Source organism: Pseudomonas rhizophila (assembly GCF_003033885.1).
Classification (GTDB): Bacteria; Pseudomonadota; Gammaproteobacteria; order Pseudomonadales; family Pseudomonadaceae; genus Aquipseudomonas; species Aquipseudomonas rhizophila.
The window spans coordinates 5,463,335-5,488,168 of sequence record NZ_CP024081.1 but is presented as its reverse complement, the minus strand read 5'-3'; the positions used below and the strand labels follow the sequence as shown (position 1 = coordinate 5,488,168).

At 60.1% G+C, this 24,834-nt stretch carries 22 protein-coding genes; 9 read left to right on the top strand and 13 right to left on the bottom strand.

Annotation, left to right across the window (positions count from 1 at the left end; genetic code table 11):
• Positions 1-3: 3 nt before the first annotated feature.
• A complete protein-coding gene (gene hisF, locus CRX69_RS25450) occupies positions 4-774 on the top strand; it encodes an imidazole glycerol phosphate synthase subunit HisF (protein WP_047226901.1) in 771 nt (256 codons plus the stop codon).
• A gap of 29 nt (positions 775-803) precedes the next feature.
• Here the strand turns inward: hisF and CRX69_RS25445 are convergent, their stop codons facing one another.
• On the bottom strand, positions 804-2,315 hold the full coding sequence (locus CRX69_RS25445) for a trypsin-like serine peptidase (RefSeq protein ID WP_107323054.1): 1,512 nt from the start codon (positions 2,313-2,315) through the stop codon (positions 804-806).
• Between the two features lie 217 nt (positions 2,316-2,532).
• On the opposite strand from CRX69_RS25445, the gene CRX69_RS25440 reads away from it, so the two are divergent.
• A complete protein-coding gene (locus CRX69_RS25440) occupies positions 2,533-3,288 on the top strand; it encodes a substrate-binding periplasmic protein (RefSeq protein WP_107323053.1) in 756 nt (251 codons plus the stop codon).
• A 129-nt stretch (positions 3,289-3,417) separates the two neighbouring features.
• Here the strand turns inward: CRX69_RS25440 and CRX69_RS25435 are convergent, their stop codons facing one another.
• From CRX69_RS25435 to gpmI, 4 genes are all read right to left on the bottom strand, one after another.
• A complete protein-coding gene (locus CRX69_RS25435; RefSeq protein ID WP_107323052.1) occupies positions 3,418-4,200 on the bottom strand; it encodes a divergent polysaccharide deacetylase family protein in 783 nt (260 codons plus the stop codon).
• Position 4,201: 1 nt separating this feature from the next.
• Positions 4,202-5,518 (bottom strand): S41 family peptidase, encoded by a 1,317-nt coding sequence (locus tag CRX69_RS25430; RefSeq protein WP_047226905.1) that lies wholly within the window; start codon positions 5,516-5,518, stop codon positions 4,202-4,204.
• Between the two features lie 32 nt (positions 5,519-5,550).
• Complete coding sequence (locus CRX69_RS25425; protein WP_047226906.1) at positions 5,551-6,837, bottom strand: murein hydrolase activator EnvC family protein; 1,287 nt, start codon at positions 6,835-6,837, stop codon at positions 5,551-5,553.
• A gap of 216 nt (positions 6,838-7,053) precedes the next feature.
• Positions 7,054-8,583 (bottom strand): 2,3-bisphosphoglycerate-independent phosphoglycerate mutase, encoded by a 1,530-nt coding sequence (gene gpmI / locus CRX69_RS25415; protein WP_107323050.1) that lies wholly within the window; start codon positions 8,581-8,583, stop codon positions 7,054-7,056.
• 152 nt (positions 8,584-8,735) lie between these two features.
• On the opposite strand from gpmI, the gene CRX69_RS25410 reads away from it, so the two are divergent.
• Genes CRX69_RS25410 through secB form a run of 3 tightly spaced genes read left to right on the top strand, consistent with a single transcriptional unit; the run spans position 8,736 to position 9,926 of the window.
• Positions 8,736-9,149 (top strand): rhodanese-like domain-containing protein, encoded by a 414-nt coding sequence (locus tag CRX69_RS25410; protein ID WP_047226908.1) that lies wholly within the window; start codon positions 8,736-8,738, stop codon positions 9,147-9,149.
• A gap of 1 nt (position 9,150) precedes the next feature.
• Positions 9,151-9,405: a glutaredoxin 3 gene (grxC, locus tag CRX69_RS25405; protein WP_047226909.1), complete on the top strand. Its 255-nt coding sequence runs from the start codon at positions 9,151-9,153 to the stop codon at positions 9,403-9,405.
• A 38-nt stretch (positions 9,406-9,443) separates the two neighbouring features.
• Positions 9,444-9,926: a protein-export chaperone SecB gene (gene secB / locus CRX69_RS25400; protein WP_047226910.1), complete on the top strand. Its 483-nt coding sequence runs from the start codon at positions 9,444-9,446 to the stop codon at positions 9,924-9,926.
• A 139-nt stretch (positions 9,927-10,065) separates the two neighbouring features.
• On the opposite strand, the gene trmL is transcribed toward secB, so the two are convergent.
• Entirely contained in the window at positions 10,066-10,521 is a 456-nt protein-coding gene (gene trmL, locus CRX69_RS25395) for a tRNA (uridine(34)/cytosine(34)/5-carboxymethylaminomethyluridine(34)-2'-O)-methyltransferase TrmL (protein ID WP_107323049.1), read from the bottom strand.
• Here trmL and CRX69_RS25390 point away from each other — a divergent pair.
• On the top strand, positions 10,520-10,960 hold the full coding sequence (locus CRX69_RS25390; protein WP_076383353.1) for a hypothetical protein: 441 nt from the start codon (positions 10,520-10,522) through the stop codon (positions 10,958-10,960). The genes trmL and CRX69_RS25390 overlap by 2 nt on opposite strands.
• A gap of 505 nt (positions 10,961-11,465) precedes the next feature.
• Here CRX69_RS25390 and ntrC read toward each other — a convergent pair.
• The 6 genes from ntrC to glnA form a co-directional block, all read right to left on the bottom strand.
• On the bottom strand, positions 11,466-12,902 hold the full coding sequence (gene ntrC, locus CRX69_RS25385; protein WP_047226913.1) for a nitrogen regulation protein NR(I): 1,437 nt from the start codon (positions 12,900-12,902) through the stop codon (positions 11,466-11,468).
• Positions 12,899-13,984, bottom strand: coding sequence for a nitrogen regulation protein NR(II) (gene glnL, locus CRX69_RS25380; RefSeq protein ID WP_047226914.1), 1,086 nt, complete (start codon positions 13,982-13,984; stop codon positions 12,899-12,901). The genes ntrC and glnL overlap by 4 nt, the downstream gene beginning before the upstream one ends.
• A 231-nt stretch (positions 13,985-14,215) precedes the next feature.
• Complete coding sequence (locus tag CRX69_RS25375; protein WP_047226915.1) at positions 14,216-14,839, bottom strand: DUF4124 domain-containing protein; 624 nt, start codon at positions 14,837-14,839, stop codon at positions 14,216-14,218.
• The gene (locus tag CRX69_RS25370; RefSeq protein WP_047226964.1) at positions 14,836-15,354 is read right to left on the bottom strand and encodes a DUF4124 domain-containing protein; all 519 of its coding nucleotides are present in this window, start codon (positions 15,352-15,354) and stop codon (positions 14,836-14,838) included. Before CRX69_RS25370 ends, CRX69_RS25375 begins: the two co-directional genes overlap by 4 nt.
• 233 nt (positions 15,355-15,587) lie before the next feature.
• Positions 15,588-16,145: a chorismate mutase gene (locus CRX69_RS25365; RefSeq protein WP_047226916.1), complete on the bottom strand. Its 558-nt coding sequence runs from the start codon at positions 16,143-16,145 to the stop codon at positions 15,588-15,590.
• A 122-nt stretch (positions 16,146-16,267) separates the two neighbouring features.
• A complete protein-coding gene (gene glnA / locus CRX69_RS25360) occupies positions 16,268-17,674 on the bottom strand; it encodes a type I glutamate--ammonia ligase (RefSeq protein ID WP_014336114.1) in 1,407 nt (468 codons plus the stop codon).
• 328 nt (positions 17,675-18,002) lie between these two features.
• On the opposite strand from glnA, the gene thiI reads away from it, so the two are divergent.
• Both thiI and typA read left to right on the top strand, forming a co-directional pair.
• Positions 18,003-19,457 (top strand): tRNA uracil 4-sulfurtransferase ThiI, encoded by a 1,455-nt coding sequence (thiI, locus tag CRX69_RS25350; protein WP_047226917.1) that lies wholly within the window; start codon positions 18,003-18,005, stop codon positions 19,455-19,457.
• A 138-nt stretch (positions 19,458-19,595) separates the two neighbouring features.
• Entirely contained in the window at positions 19,596-21,416 is a 1,821-nt protein-coding gene (gene typA / locus CRX69_RS25345) for a translational GTPase TypA (protein WP_047226918.1), read from the top strand.
• Between the two features lie 225 nt (positions 21,417-21,641).
• On the opposite strand, the gene CRX69_RS25340 is transcribed toward typA, so the two are convergent.
• Positions 21,642-22,079 carry a YkgJ family cysteine cluster protein gene (locus CRX69_RS25340; protein ID WP_047226919.1) on the bottom strand — a complete coding sequence of 146 codons (438 nt, stop codon included), beginning with the start codon at positions 22,077-22,079 and terminating at the stop codon, positions 21,642-21,644.
• Positions 22,080-22,333: 254 nt separating this feature from the next.
• Between CRX69_RS25340 and CRX69_RS25335 the strand changes: the two genes are divergently transcribed.
• Positions 22,334-24,784, top strand: a complete 2,451-nt coding sequence (locus tag CRX69_RS25335; RefSeq protein WP_076383354.1) for a glycogen/starch/alpha-glucan phosphorylase — start codon at positions 22,334-22,336, stop codon at positions 24,782-24,784.
• Positions 24,785-24,834 lie beyond the last annotated feature (50 nt).

Sequence of the window (24,834 nt, the reverse complement as noted above, 5' to 3'; positions counted from 1 at the left end):
ACCATGGCGCTGGCCAAACGCATCATCCCTTGCCTGGACGTGGACAACGGCCGGGTGGTCAAGGGCGTCAAGTTCGAGAACATCCGCGACGCCGGGGATCCGGTGGAAATCGCCCGTCGCTATGACGAGCAGGGCGCGGACGAGATTACCTTTCTCGACATCACGGCCAGCGTCGACGGCCGCGATACCACGCTGCATACCGTCGAGCGCATGGCCAGCCAGGTGTTCATCCCGCTGACCGTGGGCGGTGGCGTGCGCACCGTGCAGGACATCCGCAACTTGCTCAACGCCGGTGCGGACAAGGTGTCGATCAACACCGCCGCGGTGTTCAACCCGGAATTCGTCGGCGAAGCGGCCCAGCGTTTTGGTTCGCAGTGCATTGTCGTGGCCATCGATGCCAAGAAGGTGTCCGGCCCGGGCGAAACCCCTCGCTGGGAAATCTTCACCCACGGTGGGCGCAAACCCACCGGCCTGGACGCCGTGGAATGGGCGAAGAAGATGGAAGGCCTGGGGGCTGGTGAGATCCTGCTGACCAGCATGGACCAGGACGGCATGAAAAACGGTTTCGACCTGGGCGTCACCCGCGCCATCAGCGATGCCCTGGGCATCCCGGTCATCGCCTCCGGCGGCGTCGGCAACCTGCAGCACCTGGCCGATGGCATCCTTGAAGGCCATGCCAGTGCGGTACTGGCGGCGAGCATTTTCCACTTCGGCGAATACACCGTGCCGGAAGCCAAGGCTTACATGGCGCAGCGCGGAATCGTCATTCGATAAGCGGGCACAGACGAGACCTGATACTCCCCTCAGGGAGCGACGGGGGTTGCGTTTTGCGCCCCTGTCGCAGGGCTCAGTACGTCAACCCTCGGCTCGGATGCCTGTCCTGATTTGTCGTAGGCGATTGTGCAGAATTTCAGCGGCAGTTCTGCATCCGGAAACCAGAAATCCATGTAGGTGTGGGTCAGATACTGCTCATCCCTTGAGCAATCTGTGGTGTCCAGCGGGCCAAATTTGACGGCGTAGGTCCGGTACTCGCTACCGCGAGCCAACTCCACGCCGACTCCGCTACTGATCGACAAATCGGGCTGCGCCGTTGGCGTGTCATCGAGGACTTCCACCACAAGGGACAGTCCATTCTTGATGAGTCCGACCTGCGCTCCTTGAGTCGGGGAGTCAACGCCAAGAATGCAAAGGAAATAGAAACCGGGCCGGGCGCCGATCTCGCTGTTGATAAACGCGTGGTTAGAACTTATTGCGTCGCTGTAGTAATGGCCACTTTCGCAGTCCTTCGCCGTGCGCACGGTCTTGTGGCGATAAAAAGCGGTGCTGATGGAGAAATGGTAATCCCATGTCGGAACTTCCATCGTCCCGTCATCCCGTTTTTTGAGCCTCTTGTACCTTGCGGGCTCGTTGGCATCAGCACTCACGGTGAACGCTGGATAAAGCGGACACGACGAAGTGACCTCATTGACAATGTGGCCTTGTACAAAGCATCCGTTGAGAAAGATCGTCGGGTTCCCATAAACGTTTTTGGGAATGGCCTTATAGACATCCCCAACCCGCATACAGGGTGCATGTTCGTCGCATGGAGCGAAACCGGCCGCCAGGTTACCGGTGCCTATTACGCCTATTATTTCGTTGGAGTGACGATCAAGAATCGGTCCCCCTGAACTGCCGCCGGCTATATCCTGACAGCGTGTCATCACGTTGTTTCGCCACACCCATGGGCCTTCCACTATTTCCCCAGCGGGCTGCAAAGTGCAGGCAGCCATGCGCAATGTGGCTTTGTCGAAACCCTGCGGGGCACTCACGATCAGCACATCGGTCCCGTCGGCAGGCTTTTGTCGGGCCAGTTCCAGGGGCTGTATGCCTTCCTCAATGAGTTTCTGAAGGCTGACGTCCAATTCTATGATCGCCAGATCGACGCCTTGCATACTGCGCCATGCGACCTTTTTCAGCGCGTAGGTTTTGAATAATTCGGTGTCGGCGAAGTAATCGAACTGCATGACCCCGCTGAGCGGTTTATCCGTCACGATGTTGCCGTTGCCTTTTTCGATACAGTGTCCTGAAGTGAGTACATAGGCGGGTGTTGGTTGGGGTACCGAGGCATCCTGAGTGTCGAGAAGCGTCGCGGTACAAGAGCCGTCGATAAACAGGCGTCCGACGCCTCGCCAGTGGTTGTGTGATCCATCCGCGTTTTCAAGGACCTTAGAGGCCGTAAAATTTTGTATGCCTTCGCCAAAGTCCTGGCTGTGGGCGATACCCTGCAAACTCAGCGAGCAGAACAGGCCGGTCAGCAGAAAGGAGATCGATTTCATCGAGTGACACCCTTGGTTAGTTGAATGAAAACCGGCAGTGGCCGGTGTTCTCCAATTAATCAGGTAGGGGCTGACGGTTGGCGGTAAATAGTTACCTCAATGGTGAGAGTGCTCTTTTATATTTTGAGTCGTTGAGCCACTTGGGCAGCAAAGGGCTGTGGACATGCTCGCAGGCCCGAGGCACTCTTGGGCACGCCATGGATTCGGGTAGCCAGACATGTTCAAACGCATTCTTTTGGTTCTTGCCAGTGCCTCTTTGTTGTTCGTCAGCGGGGCACAAGCGCAAGATCGCCGTGACGTCGGCCTGGTGTTGCTGACGGAAAACTTCCCGCCCTACAACATGGCCAAGAATGGCAAAAACTTCGCTCAGGACGAGAACATCAATGGCATCGCCGTGGACATTGTCCGCGAGATATTCAAACGTGCCGATATCAGCTACAGCCTGACACTGCGTTTCCCGTGGGAGCGAATTTATAAACTGGCCCTGGATAATCCCGGGTACGGCGTGTTTGTCACGGCGCGATTGCCCGAGCGTGAAAAACTCTTCAAATGGGTCGGCCCGATTGGCCCGGACGACTGGATCATGCTCGCCAAGGCCGACAGCAAGATTTCCCTGGACTCGTTGGAGCCGGCGCGTCAATACAGGATCGGGGCTTACAAGGGTGACGCGATTGCCGAGACCTTGGCCAAGCAAGGGCTGAACCCGATTGTCGTGTTGCGCGATCAGGACAACGCCAGGAAGCTGGTCAATGGTCAAATCGATCTGTGGGCCACCGGGGATCCGGCCGGGCGCTATCTGGCGCGTGAGGAAGGGGTGAGCGATCTCAAGACCGTGCTACGGTTCAACAGTGCCGAGTTGTACCTGGCGTTGAACAAAAACGTGCCCGACGACGTGGTCGCCCGCCTTCAAGCGGCCCTGGATGAACTGCGCAAGGAAGGTGCGGTGGACGCGATCATGGCGCGGTATCTCTGAAGGCTGCGCCACCGCCATCGCGAGCAGGCTCGCTCCCACACTGGATCTGCGGTGGGCACATGACTTGCGAACAACCCGAGACCCTGTGGGAGCGAGCCTGCTCGCGATAGCGGCGGCGCGGTTTAACCGCTACCGATAAACCCCATCTTTGCCATGCCCAGCCATCGCCCGATTGCTGCGCAAGCTGATCATCGACTTGATGTCGATCCATTCGATGCCCTGGGCCTTGAGCCTGGGCAGTTCACGTTCGAGCACGGTCAGGGTCTGCGGATAGGGATGGCCGATCATCACCGCAGAGCCCTGCTGGCGAGCCAGCTCTATGGCGACCTGAAGCTGATGGGCGATGGCCGCTTCGGTGCGCTCATCGTCCAGGAACACATCGCGTGACACGCTGGCGAGGCCGATTTTTTGCGCCTCGGCGGCGGCGACTGTCTGGGCGCTGGTGCGGCTGTCGACAAAGAACTTGTGTCGCTGCTGCAAGTTCGCCATCAACCACGCCATGGCCCGCGGCTGGGAAGTCATGCGGCTGCCCATGTGGTTATTGATCCCGCTGGTGAAGGGCACGGCGGCGAATGCGGCGTCGAGGCGTTTTCCCAACTCTTCAAGGGGCAGTTCCGGATGCCAGGCGAACGGCCCGGTGGCCGGGTCCATGGGCATGTGCAGCATGACGACCTTGCCGGCGCGATGGGCTTCGCGGGCGAGTTCGGCAGCGTGTGGCGTGTCGGGCATGATCGCCGCAGTGACCGGGCCGGGCAGGGCCAGCACGCGGCGATCCCGAGGCAGGTTCTGCCCCAGGTCATCGATGATCAGGCTCAGGTAGGCCTTGTGCGGTGCCGGTGCCGGTGTGGCGGGCGCGGCAAAGGCCGCGCCAGCCAGGCAGCACACCAGGCCCAGGATGAAGCGCAGGCCCATCTCAGCGGCCGGAGGTGATGTTCAGTCCTTTGAGCAGGCTCAGGGCCTGAGCCAACTGATAATCATCATCCTGCGGCATGGGCTTGGCCTTGGCGCCGGAACCGGTCGGTTTGTCGGCGCCGCCGTTGCCATTGCCCAAGTGACCCTGCAAGTCAGCTTCCTTGAAGTACTCGCTGTCCTGCTCGCTGGTGATCTTGGCCTTGCGCACCTCGATGTCCGGGACGATGCCCTGGGCCTGGATGGATCGGCCGTTAGGGGTGTAGTACAGCGCAGTAGTGATCTTCAGGGCGCGGTCATTGTTGAGCGGCAAGACGGTCTGCACCGAGCCTTTGCCGAAACTGGTGGTGCCCATGACGACACCGCGTTTCTGGTCCTGCAGGGCGCCGGCGACGATTTCCGATGCCGAAGCGCTGCCACCGTTGATCAGTACCACCAGCGGCACGGCTTCGCTCAGGTCGTTGCCGGTGGCCGAAAAGCGCAGCTCGGAATTGGCGATGCGGCCCTTGGTGTAGACGATCAGGCCCTTGGTGATGAAATGGTCCACCACCTCCACGGCCGATTGCAGCACGCCGCCGGGGTTGTTACGCAGGTCCAGGACCATGCCGTTGAGCTTCTTGCCGTTGTCCTTGCGCAGCTTGGCCAGGGCCTTGGCGACTTCTTCGCCGGTCTTGACCTGGAACTGGGTGATGCGGATGTAGCCGTAGCCCGACTCCAGCAACTGGCTCTTCACGCTTTTGACCTGGATGATCGCGCGGGTCAGGGTCACGTCGAACGGCGTGCCGCCATCGCGCACCAGGGTCAGGGTAATCTTCTGGCCGATCTTGCCGCGCATCTTGTCCACGGCTTCGGTCATGCTCTGGCCGCGAGTCGGCTGGCCGTTGATCTTGACGATGAAGTCACCGGCCTGGATGCCGGCCTTGGAAGCAGGCGTGTCGTCGATGGGCGAAACCACTTTGACGAAGCCGTCTTCGCTGCCGACCTCGATGCCCAGGCCGCCGAACTCGCCGCTGGTGCTTTCCTGCAGCTCGGCGAAATCTTCCGGCCCCAGGTAGGCCGAGTGGGGGTCAAGGTTGCTGAGCATGCCCTTGATGGCGTTCTCCAGCAGCAGCTTGTCGTCCACCGGTTCCACGTAGGCGGCCTTGATCCGGTCCATGACTTCGGCAAAGGTGCGCAGTTCGTCCAGCGGCAGCGGGGCCTTGGTGGTCGCGGCCGTAGCGGCTGTCGACGAGGGGGCCGGTTCAGCGGCGAACGCCAGGGGCGCACCGATCACCAGGGCGATCGTCAGGGCCAGCGAGGTGAGGCGGGACAAATGCAGCATGTCGAACGAACTCCTGAGTTGGATGGGCGCGCTTATCCTTGCGCACGACACCATTGGGTCGGGTCACTGGGGCGACCCTGCTGACGAATAGCGAAATACAGCGCTGGCGTATCCTGCCCGCCACTGTTACCAACCGTAGAGATGGACTCGCCGGCCTTGACTACATCGCCGGCCGCCTTGAGCAGCGTCTGGTTATGGCCGTACAGGCTCAAATAGCCGTTACCATGATCCAGGATCACCAGCAGGCCGGCGCCGCGAAGCCAGTCGGCGAACACCACACGACCGCCATGCACGGCATGCACCTGGCTGCCGGCAGTGGCGCTGATCATCACGCCGTCCCATTTGGTGCGGGTATCATCGCCGCGGGTTTGGCCGAAGCGTGCAAGCAATCGACCATTGACCGGCCATGGAAGTTTGCCCCGTGCCGAAGCAAAGGCGCCGCCGAAGGTTTCACCCCCTGCCGAAACCAGGGGGCCAGGGCTTGATCGGGCAGGTTTGCGCGGTGCATCGCTGGCGTCGGCCTGGGCCTCACGCAAGCGCTTTTTTTCGGCTTCCTGCTGGGCGATCAGCGCCTTCTGGCGCGCTTCTTCCGCCTCTCGAGCCTGGCGTGCCAGGGTTTCTTCGATGGTCTTCAAGACTTTTGCCAGTTGAGCCTGGTCCTGCTCGCGAGCCTTGAGCTTGCTGTCGCGGGCCTTCACGTCCTCATTGAGCTTGGCCAGGGCGACCTGACGCTCCTTGCGAACCTTCTCGAGTTCTTCGCGCTGGGTGTCGAGGCTGCTTTTCTGCACCAGCAACTGGGCCTGCTGCAATTCAATCTCTTTTTCGACATTGGCCAGCTGGCGCAGGGTTTCGTTAAAGCTCTTGAGTTGCTCCAGGCGTGCCTGGCTCAGGTAATCGTAGTACGTGAGTGTGCGAGCGAATTTCTCGGGGTTCTGCTGGTTGAGCAACAGCTTGAGGTACTCCTGACGGCCGTTCTGGTAGGCCGCGCGGGCCTGGATGGCGATCAGCTTTTGCTGTTCAGTGCGCGCGCTCTGGAGTTTTTTTTTCTCCGTATCGAGCCGCTGCAACTCGGATTCACTTTTCTTCAGCTCTTGTTGCAGGGCGTCGACCTGCTTTTCCAGCTTGCCCATCTCGGTCTCGGTACCGCGCAGATCTTTCTGCACGCCGGACTTCTCTTCCTGCAACTTGCCCAGCAGCTTTTTCAGCTCGGCAATGTCCTGACGCGTGGCGTCCAACTGCTGTTGGGTTTGTGCGCGCTCGTCAGCGAAGGCCGGTTGGAGCAGGCAGGTCAGAGCGAGGGCTATCAGAACGCGAAGCATAGAGGCGGGCGACACCAGGGAAAGGGACGGCCTAGTATGCCCGCCCCACGCTGCAAAAAAAACGCCCATTTGGGGCTGTGTGATAACTGGCCCAAAAAACACCTTGAACCCTGTGGGAGCGAGCCTGCTCGCGATGAGGCCATAACATCCAACATAGATGTTGACTGTAATACCGCTATCGCGAGCAGGCTCGCTCCCACATTGGTAAGTGTTGGGTCAGACCAGGATCGACGTCCCGGTCATCTCCGCCGGCTTCTCCATCCCCAGCAACATCAGCATCGTCGGCGCCACGTCAGCCAGTACGCCGCCATCGCGGACCTTGAAGTCACGCTTGCCGACATAGATGAATGGCACCGGCTCGGTGGTGTGGGCGGTGTGGGCCTGGCCGGTGGACTCGTCGGACATCTGCTCGACATTCCCGTGGTCGGCGGTGATCAGCGCTTCACCGCCGACTTTTTCCAGCGCCTCGACGATGCGCCCGACGCAGGTGTCCAGGCATTCCACCGCTTTGACCGCGGCGTCGAACACCCCGCTGTGGCCGACCATGTCGCCGTTGGCGTAGTTGACCACGATCACGTCGTAGCGCTGGTGCTCGATGGCATCGACGATGCGGTCGGTGACCTCCGGTGCGCTCATCTCCGGTTGCAGGTCATAAGTGGCGACTTTCGGCGACGGAATCAGGATGCGTTCTTCGCCGGGGAACGGCTCTTCACGGCCGCCGGAGAAGAAGAACGTCACGTGGGCATACTTTTCGGTTTCAGCGATGCGCAGTTGGGTCTTGCCGTTCTTCGCCAGGTAGTCGCCCAGAACGTTTTCCAGGCTGCCGGCGGCGAAGGCCGACGGCGCGGGGATGCTGGCGGCGTATTGGGTCAGCATCACGAAGCCGGCCAGTTTCGGCTGGCGGGCGCGTTCGAACTCCTTGAAATCGTCTTCGACAAACACGCGGGTCAGCTCGCGGGCACGGTCGGCGCGGAAGTTCATGAACACCACGGCGTCGCCGTCCTCGACTTTGACCGGCTCGCCGATGGTGGTGGCCTTGACGAATTCGTCGCTTTCACCCCGCTCGTAGGCGGCTTGCAGGCCTTCCTGGGCGGTGGCGGCGTTGAACTCGGCGTTGCCTTCGACGATCAGGTTGTAGGCCTGGGACACCCGGTCCCAGCGGTTATCGCGGTCCATGGCGTAGTAACGGCCGACGATGCTGGCGATACGGCCCTTGCCGAGAGCCTGGAAGGTGCTGTCGAGCAGTTCGATCGACGAAGTGGCGCTTTTTGGTGGCGTGTCGCGGCCATCGAGGAACGCGTGCAGGTAGATTTTTTCGGCACCGCGCTTGAAGGCCAGTTCAGCCATGGCGATCAGGTGGTCCTGATGGCTGTGCACGCCGCCATCGGACAGCAGGCCCATGAAGTGCACGGCTTTGCCAGCAGCCACGGCTTTATCCACAGCAGCGCAGATGGTCGGGTTTTCAAAGAACTCGCCGTCGCGGATCGCTTTGGTCACGCGGGTGAAGTCCTGATACACCACGCGGCCCGCGCCGAGGTTCATGTGGCCGACTTCGGAGTTGCCCATCTGTCCGTCGGGCAGGCCGACGTCCATGCCGCTGCCGGAGATCAGGCCGTTCGGCACGGTGGCCCACAGACGGTCCAGCACAGGCTTGCGGGCCGCGTACACGGCATTGGATTCGTGGCTGTCACTGTGACCGAAGCCGTCGAGAATCATCAGGACCAAAGGTTTAGGCGTGGTAGTCATGGAATCCACTCGTGGCTGATTAAAAGAAGGCGATGGAAAAGGGACGGGCAGTTTAAAGGTAAGTTCCGGTGCCGTCACCGCCGGGCGGGGTTTGGCCGGCCTTGTGTGCTGTGTATACTGGCCGACATTTTAACGCCCTGGAACCTCCTTCGATGGTTGCTCACCTGATTGAATTTGCCACTAACCACTACCTTCTCGTCGGTATCTTCGTCGTACTGCTGGCGTTGCTGGTTGCCCATACGATGCAGGGCGGCGGTCGCAGTCTCAGTACTGGCGAGCTGACGGCACTGGTCAACAAGGACACCGGCGTGGTGGTAGACATCCGCCCGAGCAAGGATTTCGCCGCTGGTCACATTGTCGGCGCGGTGAACATTCCCCAGGACAAACTGATCGCTCGTATCGGTGAACTGGAAAAACACAAGGCCAAGACGCTGATCCTGGTGGATGCTCAGGGCCAGCACGCAGGCACTCATGCCCGCGAGCTGATGAAGTCCGGCTTTACCGCCGCCAAACTGTCCGGTGGCGTTGCAAGCTGGAAAGCCGACAATCTGCCCCTGGTGAAGTGATATGACCCACGTTGTTGTCTATTCCAGCGATTACTGCCCCTATTGCTCCCGAGCCAAGTTCCTGCTCAAGAACAAAGGTGTGGCTTTCGAAGAGATCAAGGTCGACGGCAAGCCGCAACTGCGCGCCGAAATGACTCAAAAGGCCGGACGTACCTCCGTGCCGCAGATCTGGATCGGCAGCACCCACGTGGGCGGTTGCGATGATCTGTTTGCCCTGGATCGCGCCGGCAAGCTCGATGCGATGCTCAAGGCTTGAATTCCCCACTAAGAACCTGAAAGTAAGAAGGATCTGCGATGACTGACCAACAGAACACAGCTGCCAGCGAAGAAGAAACCGCACCGCAATTCTCCTTGCAGCGTATTTATGTGCGTGACCTGTCCTTCGAAGCCCCGAAAAGCCCGGCGATCTTTCGCCAGCAGTGGGAACCGAGCGTAGGCCTGGACCTGAACACTCGCCAGAAAGCCCTGGAAGATGATTTCCACGAAGTGGTGCTGACCCTGTCGGTGACCGTGAAGAACGGTGACGAAGTGGCGTTCATTGCCGAAGTGCAGCAAGCCGGGATCTTCCTGATCAAGAACCTGGATGCCGCTTCGATGAGCCACACCCTGGGTGCCTTCTGCCCCAACATCCTGTTCCCGTACGCCCGCGAAACCCTGGACAGCCTGGTGACCCGCGGTTCGTTCCCGGCCCTGATGCTGGCCCCGGTGAACTTCGATGCCCTGTACGCGCAAGAACTGCAGCGCATGCAGCAAGAAGGCGCCGCGACCGTTCAGTAAACGGTATCGCGGCTGTAGCACAAGGTATAAACCTGTGGGAGCGAGCCTGCTCGCGATAGCGTCATGTCAGTCAGTATTGAGTTGACTGGTACAGCGCTATCGCGAGCAGGCTCGCTCCCACAGAAGTTTCTGGCCAGGGTTACCGAAAACCGTTCTGCCGCCAGGCCTCGTAAACGGCCACTGCCACGGTGTTGGACAGGTTCAGGCTGCGACAGCCTTCGCGCATCGGCAGGCGCAGACGCTGATCGGCGGGCAGGGCTTCCAGTACCTCGGCCGGCAGGCCACGGCTTTCCGGGCCGAACAGGAACGCATCGCCCGCGACGAAGCTGGCATCATGGAATGGCCGCGAACCCTTGGTGGTGAAGGCAAACAAGCGCGGATGCCCCAGGCTCTCCAGACAGCTGGCGAGGTCGGCGTGGCGCTGCAGGGTGGCATACTCGTGGTAATCGAGACCGGCACGGCGCAGGCGCTTGTCGTCCATCTCGAAGCCCAGTGGTTCGATCAGATGCAGGTGGCAGCCGCTGTTGGCGCACAGCCTGATGACGTTGCCGGTGTTCGGCGGAATTTCCGGTTGAAAAAGGATGACGTGAAACATGCACGGCTCCGCAGATAAAGATGAGCGGCATTCTACGCCGCAAACCGATCAGCGTTCGAAGCTATTACCTCGAGTGATGGGGTCTTTGGCGATCTTCGGTCTGATGGTCGGCCTGATGATCGGTCGCCTGACCACGCCCGAGCCGAGCGTGCTGCAACAGGTCGAAGTGATCGACGGGACGCTGGTGGCCTGGTTCAACAACGAGCCCAAGCTGCACGGGGAAATCATCGACGGCTCAGTGGCGCTGTTGCTCCAGGCAGAGGGCCGTCCGCAGAAGGGCCAGCTCAAACTCAATGGCAAGGACGTGAACTGGCGGGTGCGTTTGAGTGACAAAGGGTTGTTGCTGACGCTGGTGGCGGCGCGTCCATTGCGGGGGGAGTGGGCCGGCAGCGAGGTCGATGACCGCTGGCGGCTGGAGATCCGTCTCCAAGAGCAATAAAAGAGGGAATCCCCGGCCTGCCTGTACCAAGGTCCCCAAACGGGAGGGGCTTGCGTTAAACGCGCAGCCCCGGGTGTAAAGAAGGGAAACCTTGACCTGCCTGTATCAAGGCCCCCAAAACAGTGGGCTCGATGAGCCCGATGTAAAATGGGGAATCCCCGGCCTGCCTGTACCAAGGTCCCCGAAACTGGGTAGTGAATGAGTTATTGCAGGGGGCGTGCCAGTTTTAAATGGCTTGTCACAAAAAATCTGCTGATGATGCGCAAAGCCCCGTATTTCGGGGCTTTTGCTTTTGTTTGTGCGGTTTCTTCGAGTTGGGCTGATTGGTTTTGACGGGGGGGCGCATGTGCCATTACGGTTCTCAGTGCATCGATGCGGTGCATCAAGCCTTCAAAAGCATCGCGAGCAGGCTCGCTCCCACAAGATAGTCGCGACACCGCAAACCTTTGTGGGAGCGAGCCTGCTCGCGATGGGCCTTCAAGATCAGTGAAGGGCTAAAGGCTGCTCAGCCCTCATCCCCCTCATCATCATCCCCGCCATCAACCTTCATCCCCAATTCCTTGATCTTGCGGGTCAAGGTATTGCGGCCCCAGCCCAGCAGCACCGCGGCGTCGCGACGGCGGCCGGCGGTGTGCTTGAGGGCGGTCTCGATCATGATGCGTTCGAAACTCGGTACGGCGCTGTCCAGCAGGTTCGATTGGCCGCGGGCCAGGGCCTGGTCGGCCCACTGGCGCAGGGCCTGTTCCCAGTTGGTCACCGGGGCCGAGTCCTGCGGCAGGCTGAGCAGCTCCGGTGGAAGATCGCTGATGTGCACTTCGCGACCGGACGCCATCACCGTGATCCAGCGGCAGGTGTTCTCCAGCTGGCGCACGTTGCCGGGCCACGGCAGGTTCTTGAGGTATTCCTCGGTTTCGCTCTTGAGCAGTTTGGGCTCTACCGCCAGCTCCTGGGCCGCGCGGCTGAGGAAGTGCCGGGCCAGGGTCGGGATGTCTTCGCGACGGTCCGCCAGGCGCGGGATATGAATGCGGATCACATTCAGGCGATGGAACAAGTCTTCGCGGAATTTGCCCGCGTGGACCAGGGTTTCCAGGTTCTGGTGGGTCGCGGCGATGATGCGTACATCGACCTTGACCGGTGTATGGCCGCCCACCCGATAGAACTCGCCGTCCGCCAGCACGCGCAACAGCCGGGTCTGGGTGTCAGCCGGCATGTCGCCGATTTCGTCGAGGAACAAGGTGCCGCCGTCGGCTTGTTCGAAGCGCCCGCGCCGCAGGTTGGCGGCGCCGGTGAACGCGCCTTTCTCGTGACCGAACAGCTCGGACTCCATCAGGTCCTTGGGAATCGCCGCCATGTTCAGCGCAATGAACGGTGAGGCCGCCCGTGGACTGTGGCGGTGCAGGGCATGGGCGACCAGTTCTTTACCGGTGCCCGATTCGCCGTTGATCAACACGGTGATGTTGGAGTGGCTCAAACGCCCAATGGCGCGAAACACTTCCTGCATTGCCGGCGCTTCACCGATGATTTCCGGGGTGCGCGCCAGCGCAGGCACCTCTTCCATGCCCTGTTGTTCCTGGGCGTGCTGGTTGGCGCGCTTGACCAGTGACACGGCCTCATCGACGTCGAAGGGCTTGGGCAGGTACTCGAAAGCACCCCCCTGATAGGACGCCACAGCGCTGTCCAGGTCCGAATGGGCGGTCATGATGATCACCGGCAGCCGTGGGTGCTGCTCGCGAATCCGCGCCAGCAGGTCCAGACCGCTAGCGCCGGGCATGCGGATGTCGGAGATGATGACGTCCGGTTGCTGACGGGCCAGGCGGCTCATCACTCCGTCGGCGCTGTCGAAGCTCTGGGTGGTCATGCCTTCCTGTTGCAAGGCTTTTTCCAGGACCCAACGGATAGAACGGTCGTCATCGACGATCCACACGGTTTCACTACGGCTCATGTCGATGTGGCTCCTTGTTCCAGTGGCAGGAAGATCGAAAAGGTGGTGTGGCCGGGATGGCTCTCACATTCGATCAAGCCCTGATGCTGACTGATGATGTTTTGGGTAATGGACAGGCCCAGCCCGGTACCGTCAGGGCGGCCGCTGACCATGGGAAAGAAGATGGTTTCCTGCAACTCCGCGGGAATGCCCGGGCCGTTGTCGATGATTTCGATCTTGGTCACTAGGCGATGACGCACATGGCCGATGGTGAACTGGCGCATGGCGCGGGTGCGCAGGCTGATGCGGCCCAGGCGCAGCTCGTTCTGGCTGCTGATGGCCTGCATGGCGTTGCGCACGATGTTCAGCACCGCCTGGATCATCTGCTCGCGATCGATCAAAACATCGGGAATGCTCGGGTCGTAGTCGCGCACCAAGGTGATGCACCCCTGGCTCTCGGCTTCCACCAGGCTGCTGACGCGCTCCAGCACTTCGTGAACGTTGCACATCGCCAGGGACGGCAGCTTGTTGGAGCCGAGCATGCGATCCACCAGATTGCGCAAGCGGTCGGCTTCTTCAATGATGACGTTGGTGTAGTCCTTGAGACTTTCTTCGGGCAGCTCCCGGGCCAACAGTTGCGCCGCGCCGCGAATCCCGCCGAGGGGGTTCTTGATCTCATGGGCCAGGCCGCGCACCAGCATCTTGCTGGTTTCCTGCTTGGACAACTGAGCCTCTTCCTTGGTGATGCGCAGCAGGCGATCACGGGGATGCACCTCCAGCAGCAACAGCGTGGCACCGTTGTTCAGGATCGGTGTTACCGCGTAATCCACGGTCAGTGTCTGGCCGGTCAGGGCGGTGAGCATCGCTTCGCGCTTGGTGAACGGGTGCGCCTGCTCCACTGCCTGGCGCAAGGAGTTGAGCGCCTCGGCCGATTCGGTGAACAGCTCGCTGATGAACTGCCCGTGGCTGCGCTGGCCGCTGACGGCCAGCAGCATCTCTGCCGCCGGGTTCATGTACTCGAGCCGCAGTTCGGCATCGAGCAGGATGGTTGCGGTGGTGAGGTTATCGAGTAGCAAGCGGTGTAGTGCGTCGCTAATGGTCATCAGGACCTCTTTTGGAGCGTAAGCAAGCACGCGTATGACGCGCCGATACAAGGAAAATGCAAAAACCAAACCAAGGCTCCGAAAAGAAGCGTTTAGAGCCTCAAACGAACCTTTTTCGCCCGATTGCGTGGCGTTCTGCCAGCTTTTTCGGGTACTTTCGAACCAAAATGGGCTGGAATTTGAGTAGGGTGCAGACACTTGCACCAATATAGTGCGCCATCCAGGCGGGCGTTAGAAGAACGGCAGGATGCTGCTTTGCTCTTCTGCGGGCTTGTCGGTGAGGGGGCATTCGGGACGCTGGCCGTAGTCGGCGGTGGCGCAGGGTTTGATGCGGCGTTTCTGCGCCAGGGAAATGCGCTGCATGTGGAAGGGCTGGTTGGCGGTACGTTCGACGATGCGGCCCTGCTCATCGAGAATCTCTACCGCCAGATGATGGCTGCCCCGATCAATGTTGCTCAGCGCGAACACTGGGCTGGGTCCAGGTTCGCCTGTGGGGTTGCCATCCAGTAGCAGTCGGTAGCGGTGGCCTTTTTGCAAACCGGGTTCGCTGGTGACCGTGACGATCAGTTCCCCCGCTGTGCTGCGTATCGTAGCATCCGGTTCAGGGATCAACAGTCGCAGCATTTCGTAACGGAACATGGGATCGGGCTTTTTTTCAGGCGCCGACGCCGAGGCTGCGCCGGAGGGCGGTGTCGCCATCCGGTTGGCGGGCGGCAGTTGCACTTTCTGTGCGTTACCGGGACGCGGTTGATCGGTGAAGACGCGATTGCCCTGGGCGTCGATGTAGGTATAGACCTGCGCTGCCCCCAGCCCTGGCAGCACGGCCAGGCACAGCACGAGCAGCCAGCGGATCATGGGCGGTGCACCCGTTGCACGGTGAAGATGACGGTTTCGCTCTGTTGCACAAGATGTTCGCCGTCGATGACCTGTACCGCCAGGCTGTGCTCGCCCCGATCGATATTCACCAATTGCAGGCGCGGCACGTTGCTCGGCTGGCCATAGGGCTGGCCGTCCAGCAACAACCTGAACAGATGGGGGCTTTGCAGACGCGGCCGAGCCAGGACGCCAACGGTGAAGGTGCCGTTGTTGGCGCGCAGGGCTTCTTCGCTGGGGATGTCTGTCAGCTCCAGAGTTTCGTAGGCGTTGCCTGGCTCGTCCCGGTTCGCGGCGGGCGCAGCAGCGTTCGGGTTGGTCGGGGGCTGGGGTTCGACACTGTTGAGTGGCGGCAGCTCCACTGCCTGGGCCGGTATGCCATCGGGCGGCTGGTTGCTATAGGCGGTGTTACCGTCGGCGTCGGTGTATTTGTAGATCTGTGCGGCGGCTGGCAGCGCCAACAGCAACAACAGCATTCCTGGAAAGCCACGACCCATAAAATCAACCGAAAACCGAAAGTGTTGGATTGCAGCATAGGTCAGGGGAGGCGGTTGGCCCAAGTTGTTGCACGCCATCCCTTGTGGGGGCGGTGTTCACAGCCTCCAGGTTCGACACTGGACCCCTGTGGGAGCGAGCCTGCTCGCGATGGCGGAGTGTCAGTCACACAAGTGGTAGATGGGCTGGCCTCATCGCGAGCAGGCTCGCTCCCACAGGGGAAAGATGTGTGGGCTCAGGATTTTGTGAGGACGCACAGCTCTGCGGTCGCCCGAACCAGCGCCATTTGCCGCAACGGGTCGTTACTGACGGTATGGGTGGCCTGGGCCAGCCATTGCGGGCATTGCGGGTCGGTGCGGTAGGGGCTGAAGTCGGCCAGTTGTTGCAGCAGGCGTTTTTGCAGTTGATCCAGCTGCGGGCGGATCTGCCCAACCAGGTCCGGGCGCGGTGCGTCCGGGGCTTTGCCTTGCAGTTGCCAGTCGGACAGATGCGCGTATTGCACCAGTTTGTTGGCTTCTATTTGTGCGGCGAAAAACGCCTCTACCGCTTCACTGCTCAGTTTGTAAGCTGGTGCCTGGGCGACGGCAGCGGCGATCACCTCGCGTTCGCGCTGGCGATCTTCCACCGGTTTGCGGCTGTCCCACTTGCTCAGGGCGACCTGATCGGCAATGGCCAGGCGCTCGCCTATGGTGCCGAGCAGTGGGGCGAGGGTGGTGGGTGCGGTGGCGGCCTGGGCGGCGGTGCCCAACAACGCGGCAGACAGAGCAAGGCAGAATGAAACGCGCGAAGTCATGGGTGATCTCGTCTTCGAATAGTGGAGGGCGCAGACAATCATGCACGTAACCTGCGCCCATAAAAAAGGCCTCCCGAAGGAGGCCTCTTTTTATTCACGCCGCGTGGGGCGACGCTACCGGATCAGCAGCTGTAGTACAGCTCATATTCCAGTGGGTGTACGAAGGTGCGAACCTTGATTTCTTCTTCGCTTTTCAGTGCGATGTAAGCGTCGATGAAGTCATCGCTGAATACGCCGCCCTTGGTCAGGAACGCACGGCCCTTGTCCAGCTCTTCCAGGGCTTCTTTCAGGCTGCCACAAACCTGTGGGATTTCCTTGGCCTCTTCAGGCGGCAGGTCATACAGGTTTTTGTCGGCGGCATCGCCAGGGTGGATCTTGTTCTGGATACCGTCCAGACCGGCCATCATCAGTGCAGCGAAGGCCAGGTACGGGTTGGCAGCCGGATCCGGGAAACGGGCTTCGATACGGCGAGCCTTAGGGCTGTTGACGTAAGGAATACGGATCGAGGCGGAACGGTTACGAGCCGAGTAGGCCAGCATGACCGGTGCTTCGAAGCCTGGTACCAGACGCTTGTAGGAGTTGGTCGACGGGTTGGTGAAGCCGTTCAGGGCCTTACCGTGCTTGATGATACCGCCGATGAAGTACAGAGCGGTGTCCGACAGGCCGGCATAACCTTCGCCAGCGAAGGTGTTCTTGCCGTCTTTGGAGATCGACATGTGCACGTGCATGCCCGAACCGTTGTCGCCGTACAGAGGCTTCGGCATGAAGGTCGCGGTGCGGCCGTATGCATCAGCAACGTTGTGTACGCAGTACTTCAGGGTCTGGACTTCGTCAGCCTTCTTGACCAGCGTGTTGAATTTCACGCCGATTTCGTTCTGGCCGGCAGTCGCCACTTCGTGGTGGTGAACTTCGACGGTCTGGCCCATTTCTTCCAGCGCGTTGCACATGGAGGTACGGATCTCGTGGTCGAAGTCGAACGGTGGAACCGGGAAGTAGCCGCCCTTGATACCAGGACGGTGGCCTTTGTTACCGCCTTCCACGTCCTGGTCGGACATCCACGAACCTTGTTCGGAGAAGATCTTGAACATGGAGCCGGAGATGTCGGACTTGAACTTGACCGAGTCGAAGATGAAGAACTCAGGCTCAGGGCCGAAGAAAGCGGTGTCGCCGATACCGGTGGACTTCAGGTATTCCTCGGCACGGTGGGCGATGGCGCGTGGGTCGCGGTCATAGCCTTGCATGGTCGAAGGTTCGATGATGTCGCAGACCAGGATCAGGGTCGGCTCTTCGGTGAACGGGTCCAGGACGGCAGTTTCGTCGTCCGGCATCAGGATCATGTCGGAGGCTTCGATGCCTTTCCAGCCAGAGATGGAGGAACCGTCGAACATCTTTCCGATTTCAAAGAATTCGTCGTCCAGCGCATCACGGGCCGGCATGGTCACGTGATGTTGAGTGCCTTTGGTGTCAGTGAAGCGCAGATCAATCCACTTGACGTCATGATCTTTGATGAGTTGAACCGACTTCGACATATGTCCTCCGGGTGGCTTCGGGCGGGTAATGGTGTGCCCTTAGATATGGGTGATGCCGGCGCGAATACTCTGCCAAGGCAACCTGCCTCACAAGGGAGCAATTTGCATGCCAGTGCCCCAGCATGGGTTTTTTGCACCAAATCCACGCTTTTATAGCCTGTATTCGCGGATTGTCGAACAATTGCGCACTGCAATGTGGCGTAACTTGCGAGATATGACCTGTTTTGGTGCGTTGAAAACCGAGTGCACATTAACTGGTTAAACCTTGAGCAATTTCCGCTATAATCCGCGCCCCCCTTTTTCGGCTGGCCGTTCGCGCGCTGTTTTCATGAAACTAATCGTAAAAGTCTTCCCCGAGATCACCATCAAGAGCCGCCCGGTACGGATGCGTTTCATCCGCCAGTTGGCCAAGAACATCCGTGCCGTGCTCCGCGATCTGGACCCGGCTGTGGTGGTGAACGGCGTGTGGGACAACCTCGAACTGGAAACCCGCGTCAGCGAACCCAAGATTCTCAAGGAAATGACCGAGCGCCTGAGCTGCATGCCGGGCATCGCGCATTTCCTGCAGGTCGACGAATACCCGCTGGGGGATTTCGACGACATCCTCGCCAAGTGCAAGCTGCATTATGGTGATGCCCTGGCCGGCAAGATTTTCTCGGTGCGCTGCAAGCGCGCCGGCAAACACCCGTTCAGCTCGATGGACGTGGAGAGATACGTCGGCAGCCAGTTGCGCAAGCAGTGTGGCGCCGCCGGAATTTCATTGAAAGACCCGCAAATTGAAGTGCGCATCGAAATTCGCGACCAGCGGTTGTTCGTGATCCACAGTCAGCACGACAGCATTGGCGGGTATCCGCTGGGTTCGCTGGAACAGACCCTGGTGCTGATGTCCGGCGGTTTCGATTCCACGGTCGCGGCCTACCAGATCATGCGGCGCGGGCTGATGAGCCATTTCTGCTTCTTCAATCTTGGCGGGCGCGCCCATGAACTGGGCGTAATGGAAGTGGCGCACTTCATCTGGAAGAAGTATGGCAGCTCCCAACGCGTGTTATTTGTGAGCGTACCGTTCGAGGAAGTCCTGGGCGAGATTCTCGGCAAAGTCGATAACAGTCATATGGGCGTCATTTTGAAGCGTATGATGTTGCGTGCCGCATCCAGCATCGCCGATCGGCTGCACATCGATGCGCTGGTCACCGGCGAGGCGATCTCCCAGGTGTCGAGCCAGACGCTGCCGAACCTGTCAGTGATCGACTGCGTGACCGAAAAGCTGGTGCTGCGCCCGCTGATCGCCAGCCACAAGCAGGACATCATCGACACGGCCAACGAGATCGGCACCGCCGATTTTGCCCGGCACATGCCGGAATACTGCGGGGTCATCTCGGTCAATCCGAAGACTGCGGCCAAGCGCGGGCGTGTGGAGCATGAAGAGAAAGAATTCGACATGGCGGTGCTCGAGCGTGCGCTCGAAAACGCCAGGCTGGTGCCAATCGATCGGGTGATCGATGAATTGGGCCAGGACATACAGATTGAAGAAGTCGGCGAAGCGCTGGCCGGTCAGATCATCATCGACATCCGTCACCCGGACGACGCTGAAGACGACCCGCTGAGTATCGCCGGTATCGAGGTACAAACGATGCCGTTCTATGCAGTGAACGCGCGTTTCAAGGAACTGGACCCTACTCGCCAGTACCTGTTGTATTGCGACAAAGGCGTGATGAGTCGCCTGCATGCCCACCATTTGCTCAGTGAGGGGCATGCCAATGTGCGCGTTTATCGACCGAGCTAAGTGCCCGGGGCTGTTTGCCTGTGGCCTGCGTCACCGGCCCCCCGACGCCGCCGACAGGCTGTAACGGCTTTGTCGGACTCAACGTAAATCGCTGCCACGACCTGTCAGCACACCGAATCCTCTGATCGAGATACACAAGTGATCGAAAATCTACGCAACATCGCCATCATTGCTCACGTTGACCATGGTAAGACCACCCTGGTAGACAAACTCTTGCGTCAATCCGGCACTCTGGAGCGCAACGAGCTCAACGACGAGCGCGTGATGGACTCCAACGACCAGGAAAAAGAGCGCGGTATTACCATCCTGGCGAAAAACACCGCCATCAACTGGAATGGCTACCACATCAACATCGTGGACACCCCGGGCCACGCCGACTTCGGTGGTGAAGTAGAGCGCGTAATGTCGATGGTCGACTCCGTGCTGCTGCTGGTCGATGCCCAGGACGGCCCTATGCCGCAAACCCGTTTCGTGACCAAGAAGGCTTTCGAAGCCGGCCTGCGTCCGATCGTGGTCATCAACAAGGTTGACCGTCCAGGCGCGCGTCCGGACTGGGTTCTGGACCAGATTTTCGACCTGTTCGACAACCTGGGCGCCACCGAAGAACAGCTGGACTTCAAAGTCGTCTACGCCTCGGCCCTGAACGGTATTGCCGGTCTGGACCACACCAACATGGCCGAAGACATGACCCCGCTGTACCAGTCGATCGTCGACGACGTACCTGCGCCGAAAGTCGACCGTGACGGTCCGTTCCAGATGCAAATCTCGGCCCTGGACTACAACAGCTTCCTGGGTGTGATCGGTGTTGGCCGTATCGCCCGTGGTCGCATCAAGCCGAACACGCCGGTCGTGGCTATCGACGCCGACGGCAAGAAGCGCAACGGTCGTATCCTCAAGCTGATGGGTCACCACGGCCTGCACCGTATCGACGTTGAAGAAGCAGCTGCCGGCGACATCGTCTGCATCAGCGGCTTCGAGCAACTGTTCATCTCCGACACTCTGTGCGACCCACTGAACGTCGAAGCGATGAAGCCGTTGACCGTCGATGAGCCAACCGTTTCCATGACCTTCCAGGTCAACGACTCGCCATTCTGCGGTAAAGAAGGCAAGTTCGTGACCAGCCGTAACATCAAGGAGCGTCTGGACAAGGAGCTGCTCTACAACGTGGCACTGCGCGTTGAAGAAGGCGACTCGGCCGACAAGTTCAAGGTTTCCGGCCGTGGTGAGCTGCACCTCTCGGTTCTGATCGAAACGATGCGTCGCGAAGGCTTCGAAATGGGCGTAGGTCGTCCTGAAGTGATCATCCGTATGGTTGATGGCGTCAAGCACGAACCGTACGAAAACGTGACCATCGACCTGCCGGAAGAATCCCAGGGCGCGATCATGGAACAAATGGGCCTGCGCAAAGGCGACCTGACCAACATGGTTCCGGATGGCAAGGGCCGTGTGCGCCTTGAATACAACATCCCGGCCCGTGGCCTGATCGGTTTCCGTAACGAGTTCCTGACCCTGACCTCCGGTGGCGGCATCCTGACTTCGATCTTCGATCGTTACGACGTGATGAAGTCCGGCGACATGTCCGGCCGTCAGAACGGTGTTCTGGTATCGGTTGCGACCGGCAAGGCACTGACCTACTCGCTGGAAACCCTGCAAGCGCGCGGCAAGCTGTTCGTCGAGCACGGCCAGGACATCTACGAAGGTCAAATCGTCGGCCTCAACAGCCGTGACAACGACCTGGGCGTGAACCCGACCAAAGGCAAGAAGCTCGACAACATGCGTGCTTCGGGCAAAGACGAAACCATCGCATTGGTTCCGCCGGTCAAGTTCACCCTGGAGCAAGCGCTGGAGTTCGTGCAGGAAGACGAACTGTGCGAAGTGACGCCTAAGTCGATTCGCCTGCGTAAGAAGATCCTTGGCGAAAGCGAGCGTACCCGCGCCGCCAAGAAAAGCGGTAACTGAGTTTCGACTTAGTTAATGGCTGAAAAAAACGCCCCTGATTGTGAGATCAGGGGCGTTTTTTTATGCCTGGAGTTTGTGCATCGCTTCTTAGGGCTCTATCGCGAGCAGGCTCGCTCCCACAGTGGATTTTCAGCGGATACAGATGTTGTGTCCGGCATCAATCCAGTGTGGGAGCGAGCCTGCTCGCGATGACAATGGTTCAGGCCCCGCTGAACCATCTGTAGATCAGAATTTGTCCAACGTCCGCGGATTACGCTCGCGCTCCACTTCCTTGGGCTTGTAGGCGCAGTACCCCGGGCGCGGCCCGACCCGCGGATGGTTGCGGCAGGTATCCGGGCGTTTCTCATAAATGGTGCACAACCGGCTCTTGCGATCCAGATAAAGGCAATCGTTGTTGCTCATGCGCTGGAGCGTGAAGATTTCGGATTTCTGGTTATAGCGCTCGACGATCCCTTCCTTTTGCAGGCGCTTGGCGATGTTTTTCGGCGGGTCGCCCAGTTCGAATTCATCGACGATACCGATTCGGATCAGGTCCTTGATCTTGACCTCCACCGGCAGTGTGCAGCAGCTCGACACGCAGGAACCGCACATTGGCGCGGAGTACTTGGCCCAGGTATCGATTCGGTCGATCTCCGCGGCGGCGATCAGGTTGGGCTTCATCATCAAGGTTTACCAGCATGCATCAGGGCGCGCGATCATACCGGGACTGGTGAAATTTTGAACGACCATCTGCCGGTTTTTTTTCGAGCCCGGTAAAACTCTCCCAGGACCGGCACGGCCCCTGCATTCATTCGCCCATACGGCAATTCCCTGGCGGCGATTCTCCGTCGCCATGGAAAAACCAACGAACCTGCGCCTGTAGTGCCTGTCAGACCGTCTAGGCTCAGACAATTTCATGCTCGTTCGAGGTCTCATCAATGACTCAAGAACCACTTGTTCGCGAAGCCGAAGTGGCTGCATTTCGCGATGCCGTGTTGACCAAACTCACTTACGCCGTCGGCAAGGACCCGGATCATGCGTTTGATCACGACTGGTTCGAAGCCATTGCCCTGGCCGCCCGCGACCATATGGTCGAGCACTGGATGGACCACACGCGGCAGATTTACCGCAAGGGCCAGAAGCGCGTTTATTACCTCTCCCTGGAATTTCTCATCGGCCGCTTGCTCTATGACAGCCTGAGCAACCTCGGCCTGCTGGACACTGCGCGCGAAGCCTTGACCGAACTGGGCGTGGATCTGGAGCGCATTCGCCTGCTCGAACCCGATGCGGCGTTGGGCAACGGCGGCCTCGGCCGGTTGGCGGCATGTTTCATGGAAAGCATGTCCACCTTGGGCATTGCCGGCCATGGCTACGGCATTCGTTACGAGCACGGCCTGTTTCGCCAGGCCATCGTTGATGGCTGGCAGCAGGAGCAAACCGAACACTGGCTGGATTTCGGCAACCCTTGGGAGTTCGAGCGGCCGGAAGTGGTTTACCCGATCGGCTTCGGCGGCAGCGTCGAGACCGTGACCGACGCCTCCGGCAATACCAAGCAAGTCTGGTCTCCGGGCGAAACCGTGCGAGCCATCGCCTATGACACCCCCGTGGTGGGTTGGCGCGGTGCCAGCGTCAACACCCTGCGTCTGTGGCGCGCCCGTGCCATGGAAGAGCTGCACCTGGAACGCTTCAACGCCGGCGACCATTTGGGTGCCGTGGCGGAAGTGGCCCGGGCCGAAAGTATCTCCCGCGTGCTGTACCCGGCCGACAGCACCGAGGCGGGCCAGGAATTGCGCCTGCGCCAGGAGTATTTCTTCGTCGCCGCCTCGCTGCAGGATTTGTTGCGCCGTCATCGCAACATGCACACCTCGGTATTGACCTTGGGCGACCACGCGGCGATCCAGCTCAACGACACTCACCCGTCGATCGCCGTGGCCGAGTTGATGCGCCAATTGGTGGACGTCTACGACGTGGCCTGGGACGCCGCCTGGCAGATCACCCAGGACACGCTCTCCTACACCAACCACACGCTGCTACCCGAAGCCCTGGAAACCTGGCCAGTGGGGCTGATGGAGCGCATGTTGCCCCGACACATGCAGATCATTTACCTGATCAACGCCCAGCACATCGATGCTCTGCGGTCCAAGGGGGTGCACGATTTCGACGTGTTGCGCGCGGTGTCGCTGATCGAAGAAGACAATGGCCGCCGGGTGCGCATGGGCAACCTCGCCTTTCTCGGTTCCCACAGCGTCAACGGTGTGTCCGGATTGCACACGCAACTGATGCGCAGCACGGTGTTCTCCGAGCTGCACAAGCTCTATCCCGAGCGGATCAACAACAAAACCAACGGCATCACGTTCCGCCGCTGGCTGTTTCAGGCCAACGCTGAACTGACCTCGATGATGGTCGATGCCCTGGGCCCGAGCGTGCTCGACAACCCCGAGGAACGCCTGATCGAGCTGGAGCCGTTCGCGGATCAGCCGGCGTTCCGCAAACAGTTCGCCGAACAGCGCCTGCACAGCAAAAAGGCCTTGGCGCATCTGATTCACGAGCGTTTGGGGGTTGCCGTGAACCCGGCGGCGATGTTCGACGTGCAGGTCAAACGGATCCATGAATACAAGCGCCAGTTGCTCAACCTGATGCACACGGTGGCGCTGTACCAGGCGATCCGCGCCGAACCGGAAGTGGACTGGGTGCCACGGGTGAAAATCTTCGCTGGCAAGGCCGCCGCCAGTTATCACCAGGCCAAGTTGATCATCAAGCTGACCAACGATATCGCCCGTGTTGTGAACAACGACCCGACCGTGCGTGGCCTGCTCAAAGTGGTGTTCCTGCCCAACTACAACGTCAGCCTGGCCGAGAGCATCATCCCGGCGGCGGACCTTTCCGAGCAGATATCCACGGCCGGTTTTGAAGCGTCAGGCACCAGTAACATGAAGTTCGGTCTTAACGGTGCGCTGACTATCGGCACCATGGACGGCGCCAACGTGGAGATGCATGAGCGCGTGGGCGGTGAGCACATGTTCATCTTCGGCCTGACGGCCGAGCAGGTGGAGGCCCGCAAGCAGAACGGCGAGTTCAGTGCCGCGCCGGACATTGCCGCGTCCCATCGCCTCAACGATGTGTTGCAGGCTATTCGCGGCGGGGTGTTTTCGCCGGACGATCCGATGCGCTACACCGGGCTTGTCGATTCGCTGGTGGATTACGATCGCTTTCTGGTCTGCGCCGACTTCGACTCTTACTGGGATGCCCAGGCCAGGGTCGAAGAACGTTGGCACGACGCCCAGCACTGGTGGCGTTCGGCGGTGCTCAACACCGCGCGCATGGGCTGGTTTTCCTCCGACCGGACCATTCGGGAATACGCCACCGACATCTGGAAAGCCCTGGAGTAGCAGTTGCAGGAAATGTGAGCGAAGCCCAACGGTGGTTGGGCTTGGTCGAT

What these genes read in the sequence shown, in the direction of transcription:
- hisF (WP_047226901.1), top strand. Translation starts at nt 4, where the DNA reads ATGGCGCTGGCCAAACGCATCATCCCTTGCCTGGACGTGGACAACGGC.
- CRX69_RS25445 (WP_107323054.1), bottom strand. Translation starts at nt 2,315, where the DNA reads ATGAAATCGATCTCCTTTCTGCTGACCGGCCTGTTCTGCTCGCTGAGT.
- CRX69_RS25440 (WP_107323053.1), top strand. Translation starts at nt 2,533, where the DNA reads ATGTTCAAACGCATTCTTTTGGTTCTTGCCAGTGCCTCTTTGTTGTTC.
- CRX69_RS25435 (WP_107323052.1), bottom strand. Translation starts at nt 4,200, where the DNA reads ATGGGCCTGCGCTTCATCCTGGGCCTGGTGTGCTGCCTGGCTGGCGCG.
- CRX69_RS25430 (WP_047226905.1), bottom strand. Translation starts at nt 5,518, where the DNA reads ATGCTGCATTTGTCCCGCCTCACCTCGCTGGCCCTGACGATCGCCCTG.
- CRX69_RS25425 (WP_047226906.1), bottom strand. Translation starts at nt 6,837, where the DNA reads ATGCTTCGCGTTCTGATAGCCCTCGCTCTGACCTGCCTGCTCCAACCG.
- gpmI (WP_107323050.1), bottom strand. Translation starts at nt 8,583, where the DNA reads ATGACTACCACGCCTAAACCTTTGGTCCTGATGATTCTCGACGGCTTC.
- CRX69_RS25410 (WP_047226908.1), top strand. Translation starts at nt 8,736, where the DNA reads ATGGTTGCTCACCTGATTGAATTTGCCACTAACCACTACCTTCTCGTC.
- grxC (WP_047226909.1), top strand. Translation starts at nt 9,151, where the DNA reads ATGACCCACGTTGTTGTCTATTCCAGCGATTACTGCCCCTATTGCTCC.
- secB (WP_047226910.1), top strand. Translation starts at nt 9,444, where the DNA reads ATGACTGACCAACAGAACACAGCTGCCAGCGAAGAAGAAACCGCACCG.
- CRX69_RS25390 (WP_076383353.1), top strand. Translation starts at nt 10,520, where the DNA reads ATGCACGGCTCCGCAGATAAAGATGAGCGGCATTCTACGCCGCAAACC.
- trmL (WP_107323049.1), bottom strand. Translation starts at nt 10,521, where the DNA reads ATGTTTCACGTCATCCTTTTTCAACCGGAAATTCCGCCGAACACCGGC.
- ntrC (WP_047226913.1), bottom strand. Translation starts at nt 12,902, where the DNA reads ATGAGCCGTAGTGAAACCGTGTGGATCGTCGATGACGACCGTTCTATC.
- glnL (WP_047226914.1), bottom strand. Translation starts at nt 13,984, where the DNA reads ATGACCATTAGCGACGCACTACACCGCTTGCTACTCGATAACCTCACC.
- CRX69_RS25375 (WP_047226915.1), bottom strand. Translation starts at nt 14,839, where the DNA reads ATGATCCGCTGGCTGCTCGTGCTGTGCCTGGCCGTGCTGCCAGGGCTG.
- CRX69_RS25370 (WP_047226964.1), bottom strand. Translation starts at nt 15,354, where the DNA reads ATGGGTCGTGGCTTTCCAGGAATGCTGTTGTTGCTGTTGGCGCTGCCA.
- CRX69_RS25365 (WP_047226916.1), bottom strand. Translation starts at nt 16,145, where the DNA reads ATGACTTCGCGCGTTTCATTCTGCCTTGCTCTGTCTGCCGCGTTGTTG.
- glnA (WP_014336114.1), bottom strand. Translation starts at nt 17,674, where the DNA reads ATGTCGAAGTCGGTTCAACTCATCAAAGATCATGACGTCAAGTGGATT.
- thiI (WP_047226917.1), top strand. Translation starts at nt 18,003, where the DNA reads ATGAAACTAATCGTAAAAGTCTTCCCCGAGATCACCATCAAGAGCCGC.
- CRX69_RS25340 (WP_047226919.1), bottom strand. Translation starts at nt 22,079, where the DNA reads ATGATGAAGCCCAACCTGATCGCCGCCGCGGAGATCGACCGAATCGAT.
- CRX69_RS25335 (WP_076383354.1), top strand. Translation starts at nt 22,334, where the DNA reads ATGACTCAAGAACCACTTGTTCGCGAAGCCGAAGTGGCTGCATTTCGC.